Origin of the sequence: Marinobacterium iners (assembly GCF_017310015.1) — a bacterium.
Lineage (GTDB): Bacteria > Pseudomonadota > Gammaproteobacteria > Pseudomonadales > Balneatricaceae > Marinobacterium > Marinobacterium iners.
In genome coordinates this window covers 288,271-312,662 of sequence record NZ_CP022297.1, presented here as the reverse complement: position 1 = coordinate 312,662, position 24,392 = coordinate 288,271, and the positions used below count along the sequence as shown (strand labels likewise).

The window sequence follows — 24,392 nt, the reverse complement described above, 5'->3', positions numbered from 1 at the left end:
TGAACATCGACCTCTGTGGTATTGAACAGGGTGCCACTATATTAGCTCTGTTCAGCAAGCTCTACAGAAAATCCATACTGAGCGCTGTCGTCAGTCACTACATCCTGATTCCGTGACTTAAAACTCAGCTTCGCATCTCCACACACCTGTAACCACGCGGCCTGCGGCGGTAATATGGACGCCATTCTCGATTCACCCAGACAGTGATATCTGACTATGCGTACCTTCAAGCTGGAACAGTCCAAAACCGAGATTATCACACCCCACGGCGGTCTGGCGCTGGTTGGCCACAGTGTCAACAGAATGACCTCCCTAGCCAAAACCTCGCGCGCCATCGTCAAGCGCCATGGCATCGCTAACATCGATCTTATTCGCACCTACCTGGGGTTGATTTGCCTTGGCAAGAGCGACTTCGAAGCGGTCGAGCACGCACGCCATGACCCCTTCTTTAAAGCGGCCATGGGCATCAAGCAATCACCTTCATCCGCTCGGCTGCGTCAGCGTTTTGATGAAGATGCCTGCGCACTGATCCCGTTGTTGGATGAAGCCAGTGTCGAGTTTCTGTGTAATGCGTCGGTGCCTGTCGGCACGCTTGCCACCGGTCACGCGCCGCTGGATATAGACGTATTCCCCATGGACAACAGCAACACTAAAAAAGAGGGCGTGGCCTACACCTACAAGGGGCATGACGGCTACGCCCCCATCGCGGCCTACCTGGGCACGGAGGGCTGGTGTCTGGGCTGTGAGCTGCGACCGGGTAACCAACACGCCAACAAGGAGTTTATCCACACCCTCGACCGGGTGCTGCCTCGGGTCCGTCAGCTGACCGATGCACCGCTACTGGTACGGCTTGACAGTGCCCATGATGCCGCCGAGAACCGCGCGTACTTCCGTACGCACGGGGTGGACTATCTGATCAAGTGGAACCCTCGCTCACAAGACGGTTTGGCCTGGGTGGACAAGGCTCATGCTGCCGGCGCACTCTGGTGCCATACCCGGCCGGGCAAAATGGAAACGCTGGTGAGCGAATCGCTGGATGGCACTGACGACCGCCTGATCGTCAAGGTGACGGTGCGCCACAGTGACAGTACAGGGCAGCTGTTTCTGGAGCCCGAGGTGAGCCTGGAAGGCTGGATGACTTCGCTCAAGCCGGACGCGGCGGATCATGCCAAGGTGATTGCGCTCTACCAGGATCACGCCACCAGCGAACAGTTCCACAGTGAGTTCAAGACTGATCTGGATCTCGAACGTTTGCCGTCAGGGAAGTTCGATACCAACGACCTGGTCATGGCGTTTGCCGTACTGGGCTACAACATATTGCGCTGGATGGGACAGCACGCACTGCTGGGACCGGATGCGCCGGTGCGTCATCCGGCCAAACGTCGGCGGCTAAAAACCGTCATGCAGGAGCTGATGTATATGGCCTGCCGCCTGGTCAGCAGCGGCCGCCGTCTTTACCTGCGTTTTGGCCAACATTGCCCCGGGTTCAGGGCGTTCGGTTGCATCTACGAGTCGGTCTGATCCACTCGGCTTAACTCACCTCGTTCAACCGCCAAGCCACAAAGCGCCATGCATGGCAGGATGTTTTGTGGTTCCCGATAGCATTCAGAGCAAAAAAACGTCGGAGAAGACGGTGAATGATGCTGCAGTAGCGCAGATGCGGCGGCAGAATCCGGATAAGATCGAGCGGTGTTAAAGAATGTGGTTATATTCAATGCGGTGGCACGGCAATAGCAGATGAATTCACTGATTCAGGGATTTATTTTTCTTGGAATTGACAAAAAGGTATACCCGCTCGACAGAGAGTCACTCAGCAGAGAGCACCATCAACGGCAGCCGAGAAGGGATCAGAGGAAAAATATGGTGAGGTTTGGTCATACCTGATACTCCTTCATTACGTGCTGAACGCCGCCGTGCTGCACTGATCTGCACGGTACTCCCTGTCATCCATTAACAACACTATAGCCAGCACAGGCTGAGCTGACCACACAACTAAAGTAAAAAATCTATCACCCTGGCTCTGCACTTCCTCTACTGGGTAGCCATGCATCGGTTCACTGCCAGCTTCAGTAGCTGAAAAGTAAAAAAGCCCACCGATCGCTCGGCAGGCTTTTGCTCTCAACATGATGTGACAACCAGAGATTACCTGAAGGTAAACTCTCCGGCCTCTACATCCACCGCGATCTTGCGACCGGGCTCGTACTCGCCGGCCAGCAGTCTCTGTGCCAGCGGGTTTTCGATCCACTGCTGGATCGCACGCTTCAGCGGGCGGGCGCCGTAGATCGGCTCGAAGCCCACGTCCACTAGCTTGTCCATGGCGGTGCTGGTGAAGGTGATGCTCAGCTCGCGCTCGGCCAGGCGCCTGCGCAGGCGGTCCAGCTGGATCTCGGCAATGCCGGCCACCTGTTCCTTGCGCAGGCTGTGGAATACCACCACCTCGTCGATGCGGTTGATCACTTCGGGACGGAAGTGAGTACCCACAGACTCCATCACCGCCTGTTTCATCAGGTTGTAGTCGTCGTCATCGCTGTAGTTCTGGATCAGGTCAGACCCCAGGTTGGAGGTCATCACCACGATGGTGTTGCGGAAGTCCACGGTACGGCCCTGGCCATCGGTCAGGCGGCCGTCTTCCAGCACCTGCAACAGGATGTTGAACACATCCGGGTGAGCCTTCTCCACCTCGTCCAGCAGCAGCACCGAGTAGGGCTTGCGGCGCACCGCTTCGGTCAGGTAGCCGCCCTCTTCGTAGCCGACATAGCCCGGAGGCGCACCGATCAGGCGTGCGACGGAGTGCTTCTCCATGAACTCGGACATGTCGATGCGGACCATGGCGTCTTCGGTATCGAACAGGAAGCTGGCCAGCGCTTTGCACAGTTCGGTCTTACCGACACCGGTCGGGCCGAGGAACAGGAAGGAGCCGTTGGGACGGTTGGGGTCAGACAGGCCGGCACGGGAACGGCGCACGGCGTTGGACACGGCCACCACCGCTTCACTCTGCCCCACCACGCGCTGGTGCAGGGCATCTTCCATGCGCAGCAGCTTTTCGCGCTCGCCTTCCAGCATCTTGCTGACCGGAATGCCGGTCCAGCGGGCGACCACTTCGGCCACTTCCTCTTCAGTCACCTTGTTGCGCAGCAGCTTGTGCTCTTCCGCCTGCTGCTCGCTGCTGTCGGCGGCCTGCAGCTGTTTTTCCAGCTCGGGGATACGCCCGTACTGCAGCTCGGACATCTTCGCCAGATCACCGGCACGACGCGCCTGCTCCATTTCGACACGGGCCTGGTCGAGCTGCTCCTTGATCTGCTGCGAGCCCTGCAGGCTGGCCTTCTCGGCCTTCCACACCTCATCGAAGTCGGAATATTCCTTCTCCAGCTGCGCGATATGGGCCTCAAGCTCTTCGCGACGCTTGCGCGAAGCCTCGTCCTTCTCTTTCTTCAGCGCCTCGCGCTCCATCTTCAGCTGGATCAGGCGACGGTCGAGACGGTCCATCTCTTCCGGCTTGGAGTCCATCTCCATGCGGATGCGGGATGCGGCTTCGTCGATCAGGTCGATCGCCTTGTCCGGCAGCTGACGGTCGGTGATGTAGCGCTGGCTCAGCTTGGCCGCAGCGATGATCGCCGAGTCGGTGATATCCACACTGTGGTGGATCTCGTAGCGCTCTTTCAGGCCACGCAGGATGGCGATGGTATCCTCTTCGGAGGGCTCATCGACGATCACTTTCTGGAAGCGGCGTTCAAGGGCAGCGTCCTTTTCCACGTACTGGCGATACTCGTCCAGGGTGGTGGCACCGACACAGTGCAGCTCGCCACGGGCCAGCGCCGGCTTGAGCATGTTGCCCGCATCCATTGCACCTTCGCCCTTGCCGGCGCCGACCATGGTGTGCAGCTCGTCGATGAACAGGATGATCTGACCTTCCTGCTTCGACAGCTCGTTCAGTACCGCCTTCAGGCGCTCCTCGAACTCGCCACGGAACTTGGCACCGGCGATCAGTGCGCCCATGTCCAGCGACAGCACCTTCTTGCGCTTGAGGCCTTCGGGCACTTCGCCATTGACGATGCGCTGCGCCAGCCCTTCAACGATGGCGGTCTTGCCCACACCGGGCTCACCGATCAGCACCGGGTTGTTCTTGGTGCGGCGCTGCAGCACCTGAATAGTACGGCGAATCTCGTCATCACGGCCGATCACCGGGTCCAGCTTGCCGGACTCGGCGCGCTCGGTCAGGTCGATGCAGTATTTGTCCAGCGCCTGACGGGTCTCTTCCGCGTTGGGATCGTTCACGCTGTCGCCTCCACGCATGTTATTGATGGCGTTTTCCAGTGACTGGCGGTTCACGCCACAGTCTTTCAATACCTTGCCGGCATCGCCCTTGTCATCCAGCATCGCCAGCAGCACCAGCTCGCTGGCGATGTACTGATCGCCACGCTGCTGCGCCAGCTTGTCGGTCAGGTTGAACAGGCGCGCCATGTTCTGTGACAGGCGGATCTCACCATCGGGGCTGCTCACCACCGGCAGGCGGTCCAGTGCTTCGCCCACCTTGGCGGTCAGGGTCATCCGGTCGGCACCGGCCTGACGCAAAAGCGGCGCCACCGAGCCGTTCTGCTGCTGCAAAAAGGCAGCCAGCAGGTGGATCGGCTCCATCATGTTGTGGTCCTTGCCGATCGCCAGTGACTGGGCGTCGGACAGGGCTTCCTGAAGTCGTGAGGTAAATTTGTCGGGTCGCATGAGGTCTCCTGTGGATCTCTCGGTGCCGCTGGTCCGACATAGGGGGTCAGACGGTTCGGCTGTTTCTGTTACCCCTATAGATAGGGGCCAGCAGGGGCGGCTTCAAGATCTGACAGCAATTAAATTAGTTATTTCTTATACAGCAGTACACTTTTCTTAATTCTGTAATAGCACCCTGCTACAACATGCACCTGCATCCCGGTAACCCAATACAGGACAGGTGACATGAATCAGATTGAGCATTTTGATCCCGAAGATCATCCGGAACTGGAACAGACCGATTTTGACCGCATGACGGCGAAAGGCATCAGCCGCCGCAACTTCCTGCGTGGTGGAGCCGCTGCCATGGGCCTGTTCCTGGCCGCCAACCCGCTGGCACAGGCAGTTGCAGCCGTAACCCGCCCGGAACCCAGCAAGCTGATGGGATTCAAGGCCGTACCGGCCAGCACCGCCGATACTTTTGTGGTGCCCGAAGGCTATGTAGCCAAGCCGCTGATTTCCTGGGGCGATCCCATCCTCAAGGGTGCGCCGGCGTTTGACGCATCCGGTACCCAGAATGCAGCCGCGCAGGCCGGTCAGTTCGGTGACAATACCGACGGCATGAGCTTCTTCCCGCTGGACGAAGACCGTGCATTGCTGGCAGTGAATAACGAGTACATCAACCCGGAATACCTATTCGCCCACCAGGGCAAGCAGGACCTGACCGCCGATGAGGTGAAGAAGTCCCAGGCGGCACATGGCGTGTCCATCTTCGAGATCCGCCGCAACGCCAAGGGCGAGTGGCAGGTGAACCGCGATTCTGACCATAACCGTCGTATCACCGCCTACACACCGATGGAGCTGACCGGCCCGGCCGCTGGCCATGCGCTGATGAAAACCGCCGCCGATCCTTCAGGCCGCAAGCCGCTGGGCACATTCAACAACTGCGCCAACGGCGAAACGCCCTGGGGCACCTACCTGACCTGCGAAGAGAATTTCCACAAGTACTTCGCCTCGGCTCAGGATGACGTTGCGCTGCCGGCACGCGATACACGCTATGGCCTGAAAGCGGGCAACCGTGACTACCAGTGGTATCGCCATGACGAGCGATTCGATCTGGCCAAGCATGCGAACGAGCCGCACCGCTTCGGCTGGGTGGTCGAGATTGATCCGATGGACCCGACCGCTACACCGAAGAAGCGTACCGCTCTGGGCCGTTTCAAGCATGAGAATGCCGCTCTGACCATCGACCCGTCCGGTCATGTGGTGGTGTATTTGGGTGATGACGAGCGTGGCGAGCACCTGTACAAGTTCGTTTCCAAGGCCAAATACAACCCGAACAACCAGCAGGCCAACCGTGACCTGTTGGAAGAAGGCACCCTGTACGTGGCACGCTTCTCCGCCAATGACGGCGAGATCAAGGGCCAGGGCGAGTGGATCGAGCTGACTCACGGCAAAAATGGCCTTACCGCCGAGAACGGCTTTGCCGACCAGGCGGAAGTGCTGATCTTTGCCCGTGAAGCCGCCACGCAAGTAGGCGCCACCACCATGGATCGCCCGGAGTGGGTAGCTGTTCATCCGGACAACAAGGCAGTGTTCTGCACTCTGACCAACAACAAGAACCGCGGCAAGGAAGGCCAGCCGGTGGGTGGTCCGAACCCGCGAGCCAAGAACAACTACGGCCAGATCGTGCGCTGGTGGCCGCATCAGGGCAACCATGTGGACAGCCGCTTTGACTGGGACCTGTTCGCCATGGCCGGCAACCCGACCGTTGCCGAAGGCCTCTACGCCGGCAGCGACAACATCACTGCCGACAATATGTTCAACAGCCCGGATGGTCTTGGCTTTGATGCTGCCGGCCGCCTCTGGATTCAGACCGACGGCAAGTACAGCAACGAGGGCGAGTTTGCCGGCATGGGCAACAACCAGATGCTTTGTGCCGACCCGCAGACCGGCGAGATCCGCCGCTTTGCCACTGGTCCCATCGCTTGTGAGATCACCGGTCTGGCGTTCTCGCCGGATCAGCGCACGGTCTTCATCGGTGTGCAGCACCCGGGCGAAGAGCTGGCCCCGTCTCACTTCCCGGGCGGCGGCAACAGCAAGCCGCGTTCCACCATCATGGTGGTACAGCGTGAAGATGGTGGTGTGATCGGCGCCTGAAACCCATAAGCGCCCTGATAAAAAGCCCGGCTGAGCAATCAGTCGGGCTTTTTGTTATTGGCAGCCAAGGGACTGACATTCGTCTGGTTACGCTTGCCGCAACCACCACTGCAACCGGCACAAGTGGCGGTATCAGTGCTGCAGCAGCCGACCTTAAGGCTGGAGCGAATACGGTGCAGCAGCCAGATGCTGACCAGTAACACCAGACCGACCAATATGACCCAATCGAACACAGTCATCGTGCTCACAGCAACCACTGCCCTACATGAAAGGTTATCCAGGCACACACCCACGCCAGTGTCAGCCCAAGCAGCAGTGAAACAACAGCCCAGGCCCACCGCCCGGTTTCACGCCGGATCACTGCCAGTGTTGCCAGGCAAGGCATGTAAAGAAGGGTGTAGACCATAAAGGCCAGCCCCGCGCTTGCCGGCAGTACTTGGCCTATCGCCTGCTGCAGCTGGGCGGTATTCTCGCTGTTGGCCTGATAGACAACCGCCAGCGATGCCACGATCACCTCTTTGGCGAGGAAACCTGACAGCAGTGCAACCGTTTCATGCCAGGTGAACCCCAAAGGAGCAAAGAGCGGCGTAAGGGCATGACCGAACTGCTCCAGCAACGGTTCACCACCACGCGGGAAGGTTTGCAGCAGCCAGATCAGAATGGAACCGATCAAAATCACGGTGCCCGCCTTGGTTATAAAGTCGCGGCAGCGATCCCAAAGATGTAGCAGCAGTGAGCGACCACCAGGCATACGCCAGGGCGGCAGTTCCATGATGAACGTTTCGTCATAATGCGCCGGCAGCACCCGTGCGAAGATCGCGGCACATGCCAGCGCGATCAAGACCCCAAGCCCGTAAACTGCAAACAACACCGTGCCCGCGTTGTCCGGAAAAAATACCCCGGCAAGTAACAGCAGTACCGGCAACCGCGCCGAGCAGCTCATAAAGGGGTTGATCAGAATGGTGATCAGGCGGGCGCGGGGCTCTTCTATGGAGCGGGTCGCCATAATTGCCGGCACGTTACAGCCAAACCCCATCACCAGAGGCACCAGTGCCTTGCCATGCAAACCCACTCGACTGAGAAGCCGATCGACAAGAAAGGTGGCACGCGCCATGTAGCCACTTTGCTCAAGCAACTCCATGAACAGGAACAGCAGCACCACGTTGGGCAGGAATACCAGCACACCACCGACACCGGCCATTATCCCATCGACTATCACTTCCCGCAGCAGAGACTCAGGCATGTGTTGTGCCACCTGTGTCGTAATCCAGTCCACGCCCTGAGAGATCCAGTCTGCAGGCAGTGCCCCTGCGGTAAAGGTGGTTTCGAACATCAACCACAGCAGTGCAACCAGAACCGGTAGCCCCAGCCAACGGTTCAGCACAATACGATCCAGACGATCATCGGCCAAATTGCACTCTTCATGGCTCTGCCCCATGCGGTGCAGCAAGCCATGAACCCAGCCGTAGCGCCCTTCGGACACCAATTCGGCAGCTCCGAGTGCGTGCTCGGCCTGGATGCTGTTCTGCCCCTCATCCAGCATGGCCTGCTGTTCATCAGTCAAGGCAAAATCCACGTCGCCAGCGGACTCCAGCCAGCGCACACTCTGCCAACGCGGCAGCCCATGTGTTTCCAGACGATTCAACAGGGTATCAATATGAGGTTCGTATTCGATTGTAAGCGGGGGTACTGCAACCGGTTGCTGCAACCGGGTCACGACCGCGTCCAACAGTTTGTCACAATAGAGTTTGCGTCGGCCATCGCTTGGCAGCACCGGAACGCCCAGTACCTCGGACATGGCGGCCAGGTCCGGTCGAGTGCAGTTGCGCTCAGCTTCGTCCAGCATGTTCAGCGCCAGCAGCAGCGGCACGTTCTGTTCCATCAACTGACTGGTTAACGCCAAGTGCCGACCCAGGTTGCCTGCATCCAGCACGTTGATCACCAGATCCGGCTGCTCTTGCGTCAGGTAGTCTCTTGCGACTCGCTCTTCACTGCGGTTCTGACTCAGGGAATAGATACCCGGCAGGTCGACGATTTTCAGCCTCACCCCCTGGTGCACACATTCCCCGATACGACCACTGACCGTCACCCCTGACAGGTTTCCGGTACGCTGACTGGCCCCAGTGAGCTGATTGAATAACGAGGTCTTACCACAGTTGGGGTTGCCTATCAGGGCGAGCGTATAGCAGCGATCAGTCATCTTGCAATTGTATCCAAATATGTTGCGCCTCTGCGTTGCGCAGACAGAATTGCTGATTGCCGATCCGGTATGCACGCGGGTCGCCCCAGAGCGACTTGGTACGCAGCTCTACTCGCTGGCCACGCAGGATACCCAATGCTGCCAGTCGCTGCCGCAAGGACTGCGGCCCATCCAGAGCTAGGATAAGCGCAACTTGCTGAGCTTTTAAATCAGTCAGGTTCATTCAGCTGTCCCTGCGGCCTCCGGCCGCTGTTTCTAGCCAGATCAAACTCGCCATGCGACCGGTTACGCCGTCGCGACGATAGGAGAAAAACAGATCCTGCTGGGTGAAAGTGCAATACTCACCGCCACTGATCACGGTGACACCGGCCCGGTGCAGTCGCTGCCATGCCAGCTGATAAAGATCCGCCAACCAGCGGTTGGGGTGCAGTGGCGAGGGGACGAATGCCTGTTCCGCCGCGGGCATCTGTTCACAGAATGCGGTCCGTACCTCAGGCCCAACCTCAAAGGCCAGTGGCCCGATCGCCGGCCCCAGCCAGACCTGCACCCGCTCGGGTGTTTCAAAACAGTCCAGGGTGGCTTCCAGCACACCGTTCAACAGCCCGCGCCAACCGGCATGGGCAGCAGCAACTCGCTGGCCGGCCGGATCGGCAAACAGCACCGGCAGGCAATCTGCCGTCAGCACTGCACACGCCACGCCGGGGGTCGAACTCCAACAGGCATCGGCCTCGCGGACGCGGCCATCGGCCTGAGCCTCGACCACTTCGATGCCGTGTACCTGCGACAGCCATTGAGGCTTGATGCTACCGAGCGCCTGCTGCAACTGCCAACGGTTGGCGGCCACGGCCTCCGGCTGATCACCCACATGGTCACCCAGATTCAGCGACGCCCATGGCGACTGGCTCACCCCGCCAATACGGGTGGTGACACATGCACCAATACCATCAGAGAGGGACCAGTCCGGCCGGATCAGTTTCATAGTTCGTAGTCGTATTCCTGTGCATCCCGTTTCAAAACGGTCAAAAGATGCTGCATGTCTTCGGGCAGATCAATTTCCCAGGACATCAGCTCGCCACTGGCCGGATGATACAGCTCCAGTTTTTTGGCATGCAGCGCCTGACGGTGGAACGCTTTCAAGGCACGCTGCATGGCACCACTGGCTCCCTTGGGCATGCGAAAGCGGCCACCGTAAAGCGGATCACCCACCAGTGGGTAATTGATATGAGCCATGTGGACACGGATCTGGTGGGTGCGCCCGGTTTCCAGCTTAAGCCGGATGTGCGTGTGCGCACGAAACTTTTCAAGTACTCGGTAGTGAGTGATCGCTTCCTTCCCAACCCCTACAACCGCCATCTTCTGGCGATTTTTGGAGTGGCGTCCCATTGGCTCCTCGACGCAGCCCCCACCTGTCATGACACCATTTACAACCGCTTCGTATTCCCGCCCCATGCTGCGTTCCTGCAGCTGGACCACGATATCGGTCTGGGCAGCAATTGTCTTGGCCACGACCATGAGGCCTGTGGTTTCCTTATCCAGCCGGTGCACGATGCCGGCACGCGGTACCTGAGCAATATCCGGGCAGTGGTGCAGCAGGGCATTCATCAGTGTACCACTGGCATGACCGGCGCCGGGATGGACGACCAGCCCTGAAGGCTTGTTGATCACCATGATCGAGTCATCTTCGTAGATGATGTCGAGGGGGATCACCTGTGCCTCGTGATGCTCGATGCGCTGCAGCTCGGTTTTGACCTCGATCCGTTCGCCACCATTAAGCTTGTCACGGGGCCGGAGCACCTTGCCGTCAACGGTTAGAGTTCCCTCCTTGATCCAGCCCTGCAGGCGGGAACGGGAATAATCCGGGAACAGCTGCGCGACCGCCTGATCCAGTCGCATTCCGAACATTTCGGTCGGTACCTGTGTTTCTAACTCTAACTGTTCTGACATCAATATGATTCTTAATCGGCGGATGTTTTGGCATGGGCTCCGGTTATGTTTAAATAGGCCGGATACTATCTGGCCAGTATAACCGAATCCGGCCAGTCACGCCGAATTCGGCTCCCAGCATCAGGAATGATCGATCATGCGACCCTTGAAAATCTTGGCTACTCTGGCGCTTTTCAGCCTGCTCTCCGCCTGCTCATGGTTTGGAGGCGACAAGGTGGCACCGGATGTACCGGAGCAGCAGCTCTATGACGAGGCACTCAGCGCTCTGGAAGCCGACAACTACGGCCTGGCGGTTGAAAAGCTGCAGCTGCTGGAAGCCCGCTATCCGTTTGGCCGTTACTCGGAGCAGGCTCAGCTGGAGTTGATCTACGCCTACTTCCGCAATTACGAACCGGAATCGGCCCGTGCCGCTGCCGACCGCTTCATTCGTCTGCACCCGAACCACGATAACATCGACTACGCCTACTACCTCAAGGGCCTGACTGCGTTCGAGGAAGACCGCTCCTTCTTCGAAAAATATCTGCCAATCGATGTGAGCCAGCGCGATCCCGGTGCCGCACTTGAGTCTTTCGAGAGCTTCTCGACCCTGCTCAACCGCTACCCGCAGAGCGAGTATGCACCGGATGCGCAAAAGCGCATGCAGTACCTGAAAAACCGTCTGGCTACCCACGAGATCCATGTAGCGTCCTACTACATGCGCCGTCAGGCTTGGGTGGCCGCAGCCAACCGTGGTCGTTATGTGGTCGAGAACCTGCAGGAAACTCCAGCCGTTCCCGATGCGCTGGCGATCATGGCCGAGGCCTATACCGAGCTGAACATGCATGATCTGGCCAAAAATGCACTGGAAGTGCTGCAGCTGAACTACCCGGAGTATCAGATACGTCCGTTCAAGCAGGACAGTGCGACCCTGATGCAAGCCGCCAGTTTTGGTCTACTTGGTGGTGCCGAGCCGGCTGAACCGGCCCGCCCCACTCCGGCCGCTGATCGCCTGCGGGCCGAAGCGCAGGATCGTGCAGACGCTGAAGAGCAAGCCAACAAGCGCTCGCTGTTCAGTCGCATGACCTTTGGTGTATTTGATGATGAGGATGCGGCCGAATAAGCCAATGCTTCATCCTTACATCGAGTAGGAGGAGGTCTTGCGACCTCCGTCCTCTCACACCACCGTACGTGCGGTTCCGCATACGGCGGTTCATGATACACATTTAAGCTGGTGATATTGATCCATTAGCGATACCAGTCCGATTCGATCAAACACTTTCTTCGGCAGCGCCTGATTCAAGTGCGAGGCGCATGAGTTCCACCAAGGACCACGCCCATTGGTGGCACTGCGCCAAGCCCTGCCTTCAGATAGCCCCAGTCGCATCAGCATCTTGGCCCGGGTGAACGGCCGTTTCCATTGACGCCAGAGGATTTTGCGCAGATGCCGGCGAATCCAGCCATCCAGCGCCTCGAAGCTCCCTTTCACATCGCTATAACGGAAGTAGTTGATCCAGCCCCGCAGTTTCGGGGTCAGTATCTCGACCGTCCGATAGATCCTCTGTCCTCGACCTCTGCGAAGCACCCCCTTGATCGTGGCTCTGAGCCGTTTCAGAGACTTGTCTGCCACTTTGAGCCGGATATTCCGCTTGCGGTTATCCACGCTATAGCCCAGAAAACTCCTGTTCCAGGGTCGATCGACCGCGCTCTTGCCCCGGTTGACGCGAAGTTTGAGTCGTTGCTCAAGATAGTCGGTCAATGATGCAAGCACACGCTCTCCCGCCTTCCGGCTTTTCACGTAGATGTTGCAGTCGTCCGCGTACCGGCAGAACCGGTGGCCCCGCCGTTCCAGCTCTCGATCCAGATCCGTCAACAGGATATTGGACAGCAGCGGCGAGAGAGGGCCGCCTTGTGGCGTGCCTTCCTGCCGTACCGTCACCACACCTCCCTCCATGATCCCGGCCTGTAAATAGGCACGGATCAGTTTCAGGACACGTGTATCCGTGATCCCGCGCGCCAACCGCGACATCAAGATGTCGTGGTTGACCCGGTCAAAGAACGCTTCCAGATCGATATCGACCACCCAGCGACGCCCCTCTTCCATGTAGGACCGAGCCTGCAATACCGCCTGAGCAGCACTGCGTCCCGGTCGGAAGCCGTAGCTGTGATCAGAGAACGTGGATTCAAAGCGTGGACTAAGCACTTGATGCAATGCCTGTTGGATCAGGCGATCCAGAACACTGGGAATACCCAGCATACGGATGCCTCCCCCGGGCTTGGGGATTTCAACCTTGCGCACCGGCTGGGGTGTGTACCACCCCTCCAACAGTTGCTGTTTGATCTCAGGCCAATGGGTTTTCAGGTAAGGCTTGAGCGCCTCGACTGTCATCCCATCCACCCCGGGCGCGCCTTTATTGCGACGAACCCGATCGTAGGCCAGCAGCATGTTGCTGCGAGCCAGTACCGCTGACATCAGATCCCTGTCAGCTTCGCTCGGCAGTGATCCTGCACCCGCTGTAACCGGCAACACCTCGCACGGGACCGCAGCCGGGTTCTGCCCGGACACCTCCTCGGCAAGCAATGACGTCTCAGCCATCCGTTCAGTGTTGTTCAGGGTCATCAAGGGGCAGGGCTCCCGATTCGTCTATCATGTTCAGCCCTTCAGTGACCGGTAAGTCACCTACTATGGCGTCTGCTGAATTCTGCAGTCCCATCCAGCCGCCTCACGACAGCCGTAGCCAGAGGCAGGACAGCAGACCTCCCAGGGTAAGACACGTGACCTTCACACTTATACCTGCCGCATATACGACCGCTGCTCCGTGCAAGTACCGGGCTTTGGAGATATGCGACTCCTCACCCACAGCTGCCGCCTCGTATGCGATTTCTGTTCGTCAGGTCAGTGCTTTGCCTTCGGCTTCCTTCAGATTCCACCTCGCGATGGACACCCTTGCCGTTCGGCTAGTGGTTCCCCTTGCCGGGCCCACAGAGGACTTGCACCTCCAAGTCATCCGACCGCCACCACGCGCATCGGAACAGCGCCCGTCACGGCGCTACGCGCCATGCCTGGCGCACACATAAAAAGGCCGGCAAATTGCCGGCCTTTTTTGTTGCAGCGACAACCGGAATCAGATTCCGGCTTTCCAGCCTGACGTAATCGGATAACGCCGGTCGCGGCCAAAGCCGCGCTGGGTTACGCGTGGCCCGATCGGTGCCTGACGCCGCTTGTACTCGTTTATATCGACCAGACGCAGCACTCGGTTTACATCCTCTGCGGCAAAACCCTCGTCGATAATCGCCTGAGCGGAGTAATCACGCTCCACATACAGTTCAAGAATGCGGTCCAGTACATCGTAGTCCGGCAGGCTGTCCTGATCGGTCTGGTCAGGCGCCAGCTCGGCCGATGGCGGACGATCGATGACGCGCTGAGGTATCACCGGCGACAGCGTATTGCGATAGCGCGACAGCCGGTATACCAGCGTTTTGGGGATATCCTTGAGCACATCAAAGCCACCGGCCATATCGCCGTACAGGGTGGAATAGCCCACGGCCATTTCACTCTTGTTACCGGTGGTGAGCACCAGGTAGCCTTTCTTGTTGGAGATCGCCATCAGCAGCACACCCCGACAGCGGGCCTGCAGGTTCTCTTCGGTGGTATCCGGGCTCAGCCCCTCGAACTGGGGCGCCAGCTGCTGCATGAAGCTGTCGTACAAGGGCTCGATGGAGATCACATCGTACTGAATGCCCAGCGCCCGCGCTTCGGCTTCGGCATCCTCAAGGCTCATTGAGGAGGTATAGCGGAACGGCATCATCACCGCTTCTACCCGGTCGGCACCCAGCGCATCCACCGCCACCGCCACCGTCAGGGCCGAGTCGATGCCACCCGACAACCCCAGCACCACGCCGCGAAAACCGTTCTTGTTGATGTAATCACGCACGCCTTGCACCAGTACCTGATAGACCAGTGCGTCACTGTCCGGCTCGGCCACGCCAGCCTGCTCCGGTTTCAGCACAGCCGTTGCCGGGTCGAAACTGCAGCTGTACAGCGCTTCTTCGCAATGTACCCCCTGAAACAGAATATCGCCCTGGGCCGAGGCCAGCATGGAGCCGCCATCGAACACCAGTTCATCCTGCCCGCCGGTCAGGTTCAGATACACCAGAGGGCAACCCAGTTGCTGCGCCCGCTGATGCAGCACATCGCGACGTTGTGCCGGTTTGCCGATATGGAAAGGGGATGCGTTGAGGCTCAGTACCAGCTCTGCACCCGCAGCCCTCAGCTGTTCAACCGGCCCGGTGTGCCAGATGTCTTCGCAGATGCTCAGGCCGATTTTGATGCCCTTGTGCTCAAACAGCCCGACTTCATCGCCCGCCGCAAAATAGCGCTTCTCGTCGAACACCTGAAAGTTGGGCAGGCACTGCTTGGCATACTCATGCAGCAGCTCACCGTCACGGATCACGCCGGCCATGTTGTAAAGCGCGCCCTCGCGATAGCGTGGGTAGCCCAGCACCAGCGTAACCCCCGATACGGCGGCAAGAATGCGCTGCAGCGCTTCCTGAACACGCAGCTCAAGGCTGGGGCGCAGCAGCAGGTCTTCAGGCGGATAACCGGTCAGGGCCAATTCGGGGAACAGCACGAGATCAGCGTTCAGTTCATCTCGTGCCTTGAGAGCCGTATCGATGATACGGCCCGTATTGCCGGGGATATCTCCCACCAGCAGATTCAGCTGGGCCATGACGACCCGGATCGGTGTGCTCATCTCTCTCCTGCGACTGCTCAGAGTGCCTGTAAACGTCCAGCAGGAGAGTATGCCTCAGGATTGATGACGGGTGAACGCTCAAGCAGCAGATCGGACAACAGGCGCGTGGACGCCGGCGCCAAAACCAGCCCGTTGCGGTAGTGTCCGGTATTCAGGTGTAGCCCCTTCCAGCCGGGAACGGCACCGATAAAGGGAATACCGTCAGGGGAGCCGGGACGCAGGCCGGCCCAATGATGTTCGACTTCATATGCGGCCAGCTCGGGCACAATGCGGGTGGCGGTATCAAACAGGGAATGGCCAGCCTCTTCCGTGGTCTGCTTGTCAAAGCCCACATGCTCCAGTGTGCTGCCCACCAGTACACGGCCATCATTGCGCGGAATAACGTAACGTCCTTCCAGCATCACCACACGGTTGACCAGCCCAACAGGGGCTCTGAACACCATCATCTGCCCGCGCACCGGCTCGACCGGCAGCTTCAGCCCCAGTGATGCCAGCAGCTCACCACTCCAGGCCCCACCGGCCAGAATCACCTCATCGGCTTGATGCTGGCCACGAGCCGTTTTCACGCCGGTCACTCGCTCACCGAAGGTGGTAAAACCCACAATTTCGGTATCTTCATACAGGGTGATATTGGGGTGCTTTTGTACGCTTTCGCGCAAAGCGCGACCAAGGCGCGGGTTGCGGATACTGGCGACTTCCGGCATCCAGATGCCGGACTCGAAGCCTGCTGCCAGATTGGGTTCGGTTTCGTAGATGAATGGGGCTTCAACGCGAGTCAGGGGGCGGTGATAACGCCGCGCCCAGTCCAATGCTCGCTGCTCCTGTTCCGGGTCCACGTTGACCATCAGCATCCCTTTCTGGCGCAGTTCAGGGTCGCAGCCGGTTTCTGAGTACAGGTCTTCAGCCAGATGCACATAGCTGCTCTGAGACCACAGCGCCAGCGCTGTCACTTCATCGCTGTAACGCCAGGGGTACAGCGGCGATACAATGCCGCCCCCCGCCCAGGACGCTTCACGGGCACATTGGCCGCGTTCAATCAGTTTTACCTTGGCACCAGCCTGCGCAAGCAGGCGGGCAGTCATCAGGCCAATAACACCAGCACCAGCTATCAGAAAATCGGACATGGAACGACGCTCCCTTGTTACGTTTTGTGGTCAGGCCCCCTCCCGGTGGAGCCCATTTTCGCTTCAGGGGTTGATCACCTCAGTACGCACACGGCCCAGTAAAGAGACCACCACCCGGTGCTCGATGGCCGTGCCCTCTGCCTGCAGGGAAAATGTGCCATTGGAGCCACCAAGAGCTGTACCGTCCGGTTGATAGATCAGAGAATCACCCCGATTCCAGATTATGTTCACAGCTGTGTGAAAGTTTGCAACGTGAAACACTGTTTCCCCTGCGCCAACCCTGCGATCCTGATCCAGATCAACGAACAGCAGGGCCCCTTGCCACTGCCGCTGACCGGCGCGACCGGTTCCGGCACATTGAGCACCATCCAGTGTACGACAGACTGTTACCTGGCGATTGCGTGTGAGCGCTTCCGAGCGGGCACTGGCCAGCAACGAGCGAATTTCGGTTTGAGTCGATGCTAGCCGGCTCGAAGCCAGCAGGGAGTGAAAGCCGCCAGGGCCAATTGCAATCAGAATACCCAGTATGGCAATAGCCAACAGGCATTCGATCAGCGTAAGCCCCCGCTGGGAGGCCGGGGCAATATGGGTATGATCATCCATGATCCTGTCTCTTGCTGTACTTACCTTGTGCAGGCCGTTCTCATCCTGAGTCGGGCCTTTACAGACTGAACAGTCTGTCGGCGGGTGTCAAGCGGCCTCGACCGCCTCCACCTGCACTTCAAAGATAAGCGTCTTGCCGGCCAGTGGATGGTTAAAGTCCACTGTGACCTTGTCATCATTGAACTCGGTCACCATGCCCGGCAGCTCACCGCCCGGCTCCTGAAATGATACGACCAGGCCCGGCTCCAGCTCCATATCCTTGAACTGGCTGCGCGGCAGTATCTGGATATTGGAGGGGTTGTGCATGCCGAAGCCACGCTCGGGGGCGATGGTCAACTCGGTGTGCTCGCCAGCCTTGAGGCCGAGCATCGCCTGCTCAAATCCTTCCGGGATATTGCCGTCGCCGAAGGTAAAGCTGGCGGGCTGAGCATCGAAGTTGCTGTCGATGATCTGTCCGTCCTGCAGTTTAATTGCAAAATGCAGACTGACCCGAGTACCGGGACCGATTGCAGCGTCTGTCATTTCTGTTCCTCAACAGTTGTGTCGTTACGGCTGAACAGCATATCGACCAGCAGCGCGATGGTGCCCAGCGTGATGGCCGTGTCAGCGATATTAAAGGCCGGGAAGTAATAGCCTTCCCAGTGCAGCGATATGAAATCCACCACATGACCATGCACTGTACGATCATAAAGGTTGCCCAGAGCACCGCCCAGCACCAGCGCCAGTCCCACGCCCAACAGGTAATGTGACCGGGGGGTACGGTACATCCAGTGCAGCAGGAAGGCACTCATGCCCATAGCGATGGCCACGAACAGCCAGCGCTGCCAGCCACCGGCACCAGCCAGAAAGCTGAACGCGGCACCCGTGTTATAGAGCAGCGTCAGATCAAATACCGGCAGTAGAGGCACTGGGTTGGCATAGGTCAGCAGGCTGTCAGCCAGATACTTGCTGCCCAGATCAAGCACGATCACCAGCAGGCTGAGCCAAAGCCAGTGCAACGCACTGGCTCCTGTCTTGAGAGTCTTGGTCATCAGGCAAAATGGCGAGTTTCACCCTCACCTTCAACGTTGCTGACGCAGCGACCGCACAGCTCTTCATGGCCGGCATGGCTGCCCACATCTTCGCGGTGGTGCCAGCAGCGACCACACTTGGCATGACCAGAAGCCGCCACAGCCACCTTGAGGCCGTTCACATCCGTGGCCCGGGCATCACCGGCTTCGCTAAGCGGCTTCAGCGTGGCCTCGGAGGTGATCAGGACAAAGCGCAGCTCATCGCCCAGACGCTCCAGATCGGCCCGCAGACTGTCATCCACATACAGGCTCGCCTCTGCCGCCAGTGAAGCCTTCACCAGCTTTTCGTTACGGGCATCTTCCAGACACTTGTTGACGGCGTCTTTCACCGCCATCACTCGCTGCCAGAACTCGCGACCGAAGGCATCGTCCTCAGCCAGCTCGAACAGCTCTTCATACCAGGTGGTCAGCAGAATCGAGTCCTTATGCTCGCCCGGCAGCGCTTCATAGATCTCTTCAGCCGTGAAGCTGAGGATCGGCGCAATCCAGCGCACCAGCGCCTGGGCGATATGGAACAGCGCGGTCTGACAGGAACGACGCGCCAGCGAGTCCGGCTGGGTGGTGTACTGACGGTCCTTGATAATATCAAGATAGAACCCGCCCAGTTCCTGCACGCAGAAGTGGTGCACCTGCTGGTACACATCGAGGAAACGATAGCTGTCGTAGGCTGCAATCACCTTCTGCTGCAGACGCGCCGTGGCGTCTACGGCCCAACGGTCGAGTGCCAACATGTCGGCAGCATCCACACTGTGGGTGGCCGGATCAAAACCGTTCAGGTTGGCCAGCAGGAATCGGGCAGTGTTGCGGATACGGCGATAGGAGTCGGCGGTGCGCTGCAGAATCTGTTTGGACACGGCCATCTCGCCGGAGTAATCGGTCGAGGCGACCCAGAGGCGCAGGATGTCGGCACCGAGGGTATCGGTGACTTCCTGTGGCGCGATCACGTTGCCGAGCGACTTGGACATTTTGTAGCCCTTTTCGTCGACGGTGAAACCGTGGGTCAGCACCTGCTTGTAGGGCGCGCAGCCGTTGATGGCGATGGAGGTTTTCAGCGATGACTGGAACCAGCCACGGTGCTGGTCGGAACCTTCCAGATACATGTCGGCCGGGAAGCTGAGGCCTTCGCGCTCGCGCAGGACCGCATGGTGGGTCACACCGGAGTCGAACCAGACATCCAGAGTATCGGTGACCTTGTCGTAGTCGGCCGCTTCATCGCCCAGCAGTTCGGTTGCGTCCAGCTCAAACCAGGCATCGATGCCGCCCTGTTCGATCTTCTGCGCGACTTGCTCGATCAGTTCAGCGGTGCGCGGGTGCAGCTCACCGGTCTGCTTGTGGGTAAAGACGGTGATCGGCACACCCCAGGTACGCTGGCGCGAAACACACCAGTCTGGGCTCTGCTCAACCATGGATTCAATGCGGTTCTGGCCCCACTCGGGGAACCACTGCACGCCCTTGATCGCATCCAGTGCCTGGCTCTTCAGCTGCTTCGCCTCCATGGAGACAAACCACTGCGGTGTGGCACGGTAGATCAGCGGCGTCTTGGTGCGCCAGCAGTGCGGATAGCTGTGCTGGAAACGCTTCAGGTGCACCAGGGTACCCTCACGCTCCAGCGCCTCGCACACCGGACCATCGGCCTTATAGACGTGAACACCGGCAAATTCGCCGGCCGCATCGGTATAGGTACCGTCGGCCTGCACCAGGTTCAATGTGCCCAGACCGTAGGCCTGACCGACCACAAAGTCTTCCATGCCGTGATCAGGCGCCGTGTGAACGGCACCGGTACCGGCATCGGTGGTGACGTGATCACCGAGGATCACCGGCACCTGACGGTCATAGATCGGATGCTTGAGCTGCAGCAACTCCAGCGCTGCGCCGTTGCAGGTCGCCAGCACTTCAAACTTGTCCACACCCCAGCGCGCCATGATGTCGTCGACCATTTCGGCGGCCAGGACCATGCGATCCACACCCTGCTCGGTGTGCGCTTCCACCAGCGCATAATCCAGAGCACCGTTGATCGACACCGCCTGGTTGGCCGGGATAGTCCAAGGCGTGGTGGTCCAGATAACCACCGATACCGGCGCCTCACCGGCAGTGGTGCCGAACAGTGCCAGCACCTTGTCCTGATCGATGAAGGTAAAACGCACATCGATGGCGGTGGAGGTCTTGTCCTGATATTCCACTTCGGCTTCAGCCAGTGCGGACTGTCCGACCACACTCCAGTAGACCGGCTTGTAGCCCTTCACCAGATGGCCGTTGTCGATGATCTTGCCCAGCGAGCGCACGATGTTGGCTTCGGTGTCGAAGTTCATCGTCAGGTAGGGGTTGTCCCAGTCGCCCAGTACGCCCAGACGAATGAAGTCCGCTTTCTGCCCGGCGACCTGCTCGGCGGCGTACTCACGACACTTCTGACGGAATTCACGGTAGGGCACCTTGTCACCGGCCTTGCCGATCAGGGTTTCGACCTTGTGCTCGATCGGCAGCCCGTGACAGTCCCAGCCCGGCACGTAGGGGGCGTCAAAGCCGCTCAGGGTCCGGGACTTGATGATCATGTCCTTGATCACCTTGTTGACCGCATGACCGATATGAATATTACCGTTGGCGTAGGGAGGACCATCGTGGAGGATAAACGTCTTGCGTCCCTTGCCCTCTTCACGCAACTGACGATACAGGTCGATTTCATCCCAGCGCGCCAGACGAGCCGGTTCACGCTGCGGCAGGTTGCCGCGCATCGGGAATGCCGTTTCCGGCAGGTTGAGTGTCGCTTTGTAATCGGTCATAACAGGTCGCTTCCAGAGGTAAGGTCAGTCTCGGCCCGCCTGGGCAAACCAGGCGCGGACATGTTCAATATCGGCTTCTATCTGTGTCTTGAGCGCGTCCAGGCCATCAAAGGCCTGTTCGGGGCGAATGAAGTGCAGAAACTCCACCCGCATCAGGCTGCCATACAACTCAGCCCCTGTGTAGTCGAGCAGGTGCGCTTCCAGCACCGGCAGGCGGCCATGCACGGTGGGACGCAACCCCACATTACAGACGGCAGGCAAACACTGGCCATCAAAATGGGCCCAGGCTGCAAACACCCCTCTCAGCGGACAAGGGTAGCGGTGCATGCGCACGTTCGCGGTTGGCACACCCAACTGCCGCCCCAGTTTCTGGCCATGCATCACTCGGCCGGTAACGGCGTAACGCCAACCCAGCAGTTGCTCGGCCAGCTCAAAATCATTCCGCATCAGCGCAGTGCGAACACGCGTGCTACTGACACGCTCGCCCAGCAACGTGAAGGTGTGCGTGCCCTCAACCGTGAAACCGTGACGCTCGCCAGCTTCGCACAGCATGTGATAGTCGCCGCGGCGGTCGCAACCAAAACGGAAGTCATCGCCCACCACGAAATGCTCTACCGCCAGCCCCTTCAGCAGCAGCTCATTGATGAACGCTTCCGCCGACATCTGTCGCAGGCGTGCATTGAAGCTGAGGCAGACCACTCGGTCTACACCCTCGGCCGCCAACAGACGTACCTTTTCATCAAAACGGGTCAGACGGGGCGGCACGCTGTCGCCGCCAAAGAATTCACGCGGCTGGGGTTCGAAAATGATAACGACACTCGGCAGCCCAAGCGCAGCCGCCTTTGCCTTGACCTGCGCCAGCACCTTGCGATGGCCCAGGTGAACACCATCGAAGTTGCCAATTGTTGCCACGCAGCCACGGTGGCGATCACGCAGATTGTGTAAGCCTCGTATCAGTTCCATGCAGTTGCCGAGCCAGCGCCAGAATTTCGGACTGCGAAGTATATCGTACTCTGAACCCGGCGAGTACCGCTCAGAAAGTGTTCAACCGCGCAGATGGCGTAACCTGAGACCGGTCACCAGCAGCATCAGGAGATACGCCCCCCCTCCGGCCAGCACCAGCACTGTCATCCACTGCACTCGCAGCCATACACCAGCCTCAAGCCAGTTCCCGGCCAGCCAATTCATGATCAGCAACAACACCGCCACCAGCGTTATGGAAGCGCTGACCAGCCGGAACAGCATCATGGCCCAGCCCGGTTGCCAGCGGAACACGCCTTCCTTGATCAGCCCATGCAGCAGCCAGCCCGCATTCATGAAGGCAGAAATGGATGTCGCCAGCGCCAGCCCCACATGGTCGAGCGGCCAGATCAGAATCAGGTTGAGTACCATATTGGCAGCCATCGCCTTGACGGCGATTTTGACTGGGGTGCGGGTATTCTGACGAGCAAAATAGCCCGGTGCCAGCACCTTGATCAGCATGAACGCCAGCAGACCGAAAGCATAGGCTCGCAGGCTCATGGCGGCCATCTGCACATCCCGATCGGTCATCTCACCGTAATGGAACAGGGTTGCGATCAGCGGCTCGGCCAGCACCGCCAGCGCCAGCGCAGCGGGCAGACCGATCAGCAGAATCATGCGGATCGCCCAGTCGAGGGTATGGGCAAAACGTTCCGGACTCTTTTCGGCATGAATGCGGGACAGGCTGGGCAGAATCACGGTAGCGATAGCGATGCCGAACACCCCCAGCGGCAGCTCCGACAGCCGGTCGGAGTAGTACAGCCAGGACACACTGCCGGTCTGCAGGAAAGAGGCCAGCACGGTATCCAGCAGCAGATTGATTTGCGCCACCGAGACGCCGAACAGTGCCGGCAGCATCAGCTTAAGAATTCGGCGCACCCCCTCATCCTTGAAATCAGCCTTCGGAAGCGGCAACAGCCGCAGCCGCGCCAGGAACGGCAACTGGAACAGCAGCTGTACACCGCCAGCCATCAGCACTCCCCAGGCGAGCGCCATGATGGGGGTTTCGAACCAGGGGCTGAGCCAAACCGCCGAACCGATCAGGCAAAGATTCAGCAGCACCGGGGTAAAGGCCGGAATGGCGAAGCGCTCGTAGCTGTTCAAAATGGCGCCGCAAAAAGCAGTCAGAGAGATCAGCAACAGATAGGGAAAGGTGATTCTGAGCATGTCGGCGGCAAGCTCAAACTTTTCGCCACCGGCCATGTAAAAGCCCGGCGCAAAAACAGCAGCCAGCACAGGCGCTCCTACCACCGCAATTACCGTGACCAGCACCAGCACCGAACCCAGCGCCCCGGCAACGCGATCAACAAGCTGTTTGACCGCGGCAAGATCTCGCTGGCTGCGATACTCGGACAGCACCGGCACAAAGGCCTGGGAGAAAGCGCCCTCGGCAAACAGACGGCGGAGGAAGTTGGGTATCTTGAATGCGACAAAGAAGGCATCGGCACTGCCACTGGCACCAAAGTAATTGGCAATCACCACATCACGCACCAGGCCAAGCACTCGCGACATCATGGTCATGATGCCCACAACGCCACTGGAGCGCAGTAGCCCGACACCGCCCCGTTTCGCCTTGTCTGTCACACTGACCCCTTTATTGAAATGCAAAAAATGTGCGCCGATCATATCCCCCTTTGCCAGACAGACAAAGTGGATTCAAGACGACGCGCGTAAAGGTTGACATCGACCGGCCGGACATGAATAATGTCGCGTCTAATTTTCGGCACTCGCATCGTCGTAATCTGATCAACCCAATTATCAAAGGAGCCGGACCGTGGCTAATTCCGCAGGATCCAAAAAACGCGCTCGCCAGGCGGAGAAGCGTCGTCAACACAACGCTAGCCTGCGCTCCATGGCGCGCACGTACATGAAAAAAGTAATCGCTGCCATCGACGGCGGTGACAAGGCTGCTGCTGAAGCAGCGTTCAAGGTCGCTCAGCCGATCATGGACAGCTCTGTAACCAAAGGCATCTTCCACAAGAACAAGATCGCCCGCACCAAGAGCCGCCTGACTGCTCGCATCAAGGCAATGGCATAAGTCACTACCTTGTCAGCATAAAAAAACC

The 24,392-nt window shown here is 59.1% G+C and carries 19 protein-coding genes; 4 read left to right on the top strand and 15 right to left on the bottom strand.

The features are described from left to right. The first annotated feature begins 216 nt into the window (after window positions 1-216). Entirely contained in the window at window positions 217-1,521 is a 1,305-nt protein-coding gene (locus CFI10_RS01525) for an IS1380 family transposase (RefSeq protein WP_206837229.1), read from the top strand. A 621-nt stretch (window positions 1,522-2,142) separates the two neighbouring features. Here CFI10_RS01525 and clpB read toward each other — a convergent pair. Then, window positions 2,143-4,719 carry an ATP-dependent chaperone ClpB gene (gene clpB, locus CFI10_RS01520; protein WP_206838439.1) on the bottom strand — a complete coding sequence of 859 codons (2,577 nt, stop codon included), beginning with the start codon at window positions 4,717-4,719 and terminating at the stop codon, window positions 2,143-2,145. 225 nt (window positions 4,720-4,944) lie between these two features. Here clpB and CFI10_RS01515 point away from each other — a divergent pair, with 225 nt between their 5' ends. Continuing rightward, entirely contained in the window at window positions 4,945-6,858 is a 1,914-nt protein-coding gene (locus CFI10_RS01515; RefSeq protein WP_206838436.1) for a PhoX family protein, read from the top strand. A gap of 38 nt (window positions 6,859-6,896) precedes the next feature. Here CFI10_RS01515 and CFI10_RS01510 read toward each other — a convergent pair whose 3' ends face one another. From CFI10_RS01510 to rluD, 5 genes are read right to left on the bottom strand one after another with little or no spacing between them, the layout of a single operon-like run. After that, window positions 6,897-7,106: a hypothetical protein gene (locus CFI10_RS01510; RefSeq protein WP_206838433.1), complete on the bottom strand. Its 210-nt coding sequence runs from the start codon at window positions 7,104-7,106 to the stop codon at window positions 6,897-6,899. Next, on the bottom strand, window positions 7,103-9,058 hold the full coding sequence (feoB, locus tag CFI10_RS01505; RefSeq protein WP_206838430.1) for a ferrous iron transport protein B: 1,956 nt from the start codon (window positions 9,056-9,058) through the stop codon (window positions 7,103-7,105). The genes CFI10_RS01510 and feoB overlap by 4 nt, the downstream gene beginning before the upstream one ends. Then, window positions 9,051-9,281 (bottom strand): FeoA family protein, encoded by a 231-nt coding sequence (locus tag CFI10_RS01500; RefSeq protein WP_091826478.1) that lies wholly within the window; start codon window positions 9,279-9,281, stop codon window positions 9,051-9,053. Before CFI10_RS01500 ends, feoB begins: the two co-directional genes overlap by 8 nt. Further along, the gene (pgeF, locus tag CFI10_RS01495; RefSeq protein ID WP_091826476.1) at window positions 9,282-10,037 is read right to left on the bottom strand and encodes a peptidoglycan editing factor PgeF; all 756 of its coding nucleotides are present in this window, start codon (window positions 10,035-10,037) and stop codon (window positions 9,282-9,284) included. It abuts the gene before it with no gap. Next, the gene (rluD, locus tag CFI10_RS01490; RefSeq protein ID WP_206838427.1) at window positions 10,034-11,002 is read right to left on the bottom strand and encodes a 23S rRNA pseudouridine(1911/1915/1917) synthase RluD; all 969 of its coding nucleotides are present in this window, start codon (window positions 11,000-11,002) and stop codon (window positions 10,034-10,036) included. Before rluD ends, pgeF begins: the two co-directional genes overlap by 4 nt. A gap of 136 nt (window positions 11,003-11,138) precedes the next feature. Here rluD and CFI10_RS01485 point away from each other — a divergent pair, with 136 nt between their 5' ends. Next, on the top strand, window positions 11,139-12,101 hold the full coding sequence (locus CFI10_RS01485) for an outer membrane protein assembly factor BamD (RefSeq protein WP_206838424.1): 963 nt from the start codon (window positions 11,139-11,141) through the stop codon (window positions 12,099-12,101). A gap of 90 nt (window positions 12,102-12,191) precedes the next feature. On the opposite strand, the gene ltrA is transcribed toward CFI10_RS01485, so the two are convergent. The 9 genes from ltrA to murJ all read right to left on the bottom strand — a co-directional run bounded on the left by ltrA (window position 12,192) and on the right by murJ (window position 23,847). After that, window positions 12,192-13,598, bottom strand: coding sequence for a group II intron reverse transcriptase/maturase (gene ltrA, locus CFI10_RS01480; RefSeq protein ID WP_242530041.1), 1,407 nt, complete (start codon window positions 13,596-13,598; stop codon window positions 12,192-12,194). A 505-nt stretch (window positions 13,599-14,103) separates the two neighbouring features. Then, on the bottom strand, window positions 14,104-15,732 hold the full coding sequence (locus tag CFI10_RS01475) for an NAD+ synthase (RefSeq protein ID WP_206838421.1): 1,629 nt from the start codon (window positions 15,730-15,732) through the stop codon (window positions 14,104-14,106). 17 nt (window positions 15,733-15,749) lie between these two features. Beyond that, window positions 15,750-16,856 (bottom strand): glycine oxidase ThiO, encoded by a 1,107-nt coding sequence (gene thiO, locus CFI10_RS01470; protein WP_091826468.1) that lies wholly within the window; start codon window positions 16,854-16,856, stop codon window positions 15,750-15,752. Between the two features lie 63 nt (window positions 16,857-16,919). Beyond that, complete coding sequence (locus CFI10_RS01465; RefSeq protein WP_206838405.1) at window positions 16,920-17,459, bottom strand: GspH/FimT family pseudopilin; 540 nt, start codon at window positions 17,457-17,459, stop codon at window positions 16,920-16,922. An 87-nt stretch (window positions 17,460-17,546) separates the two neighbouring features. Further along, window positions 17,547-17,981 (bottom strand): FKBP-type peptidyl-prolyl cis-trans isomerase, encoded by a 435-nt coding sequence (locus CFI10_RS01460; protein ID WP_091826466.1) that lies wholly within the window; start codon window positions 17,979-17,981, stop codon window positions 17,547-17,549. Beyond that, the gene (gene lspA, locus CFI10_RS01455; protein ID WP_091826465.1) at window positions 17,978-18,490 is read right to left on the bottom strand and encodes a signal peptidase II; all 513 of its coding nucleotides are present in this window, start codon (window positions 18,488-18,490) and stop codon (window positions 17,978-17,980) included. The genes CFI10_RS01460 and lspA overlap by 4 nt, the downstream gene beginning before the upstream one ends. Next, on the bottom strand, window positions 18,490-21,306 hold the full coding sequence (gene ileS, locus CFI10_RS01450) for an isoleucine--tRNA ligase (RefSeq protein WP_206838390.1): 2,817 nt from the start codon (window positions 21,304-21,306) through the stop codon (window positions 18,490-18,492). The genes lspA and ileS overlap by 1 nt, the downstream gene beginning before the upstream one ends. Window positions 21,307-21,330: 24 nt before the next feature. Beyond that, entirely contained in the window at window positions 21,331-22,269 is a 939-nt protein-coding gene (gene ribF, locus CFI10_RS01445) for a bifunctional riboflavin kinase/FAD synthetase (RefSeq protein WP_091826461.1), read from the bottom strand. An 81-nt stretch (window positions 22,270-22,350) separates the two neighbouring features. Beyond that, window positions 22,351-23,847 carry a murein biosynthesis integral membrane protein MurJ gene (gene murJ / locus CFI10_RS01440; RefSeq protein WP_242530173.1) on the bottom strand — a complete coding sequence of 499 codons (1,497 nt, stop codon included), beginning with the start codon at window positions 23,845-23,847 and terminating at the stop codon, window positions 22,351-22,353. A gap of 253 nt (window positions 23,848-24,100) precedes the next feature. On the opposite strand from murJ, the gene rpsT reads away from it, so the two are divergent. Further along, a complete protein-coding gene (gene rpsT, locus CFI10_RS01435) occupies window positions 24,101-24,364 on the top strand; it encodes a 30S ribosomal protein S20 (protein WP_091826457.1) in 264 nt (87 codons plus the stop codon). Window positions 24,365-24,392 lie beyond the last annotated feature (28 nt).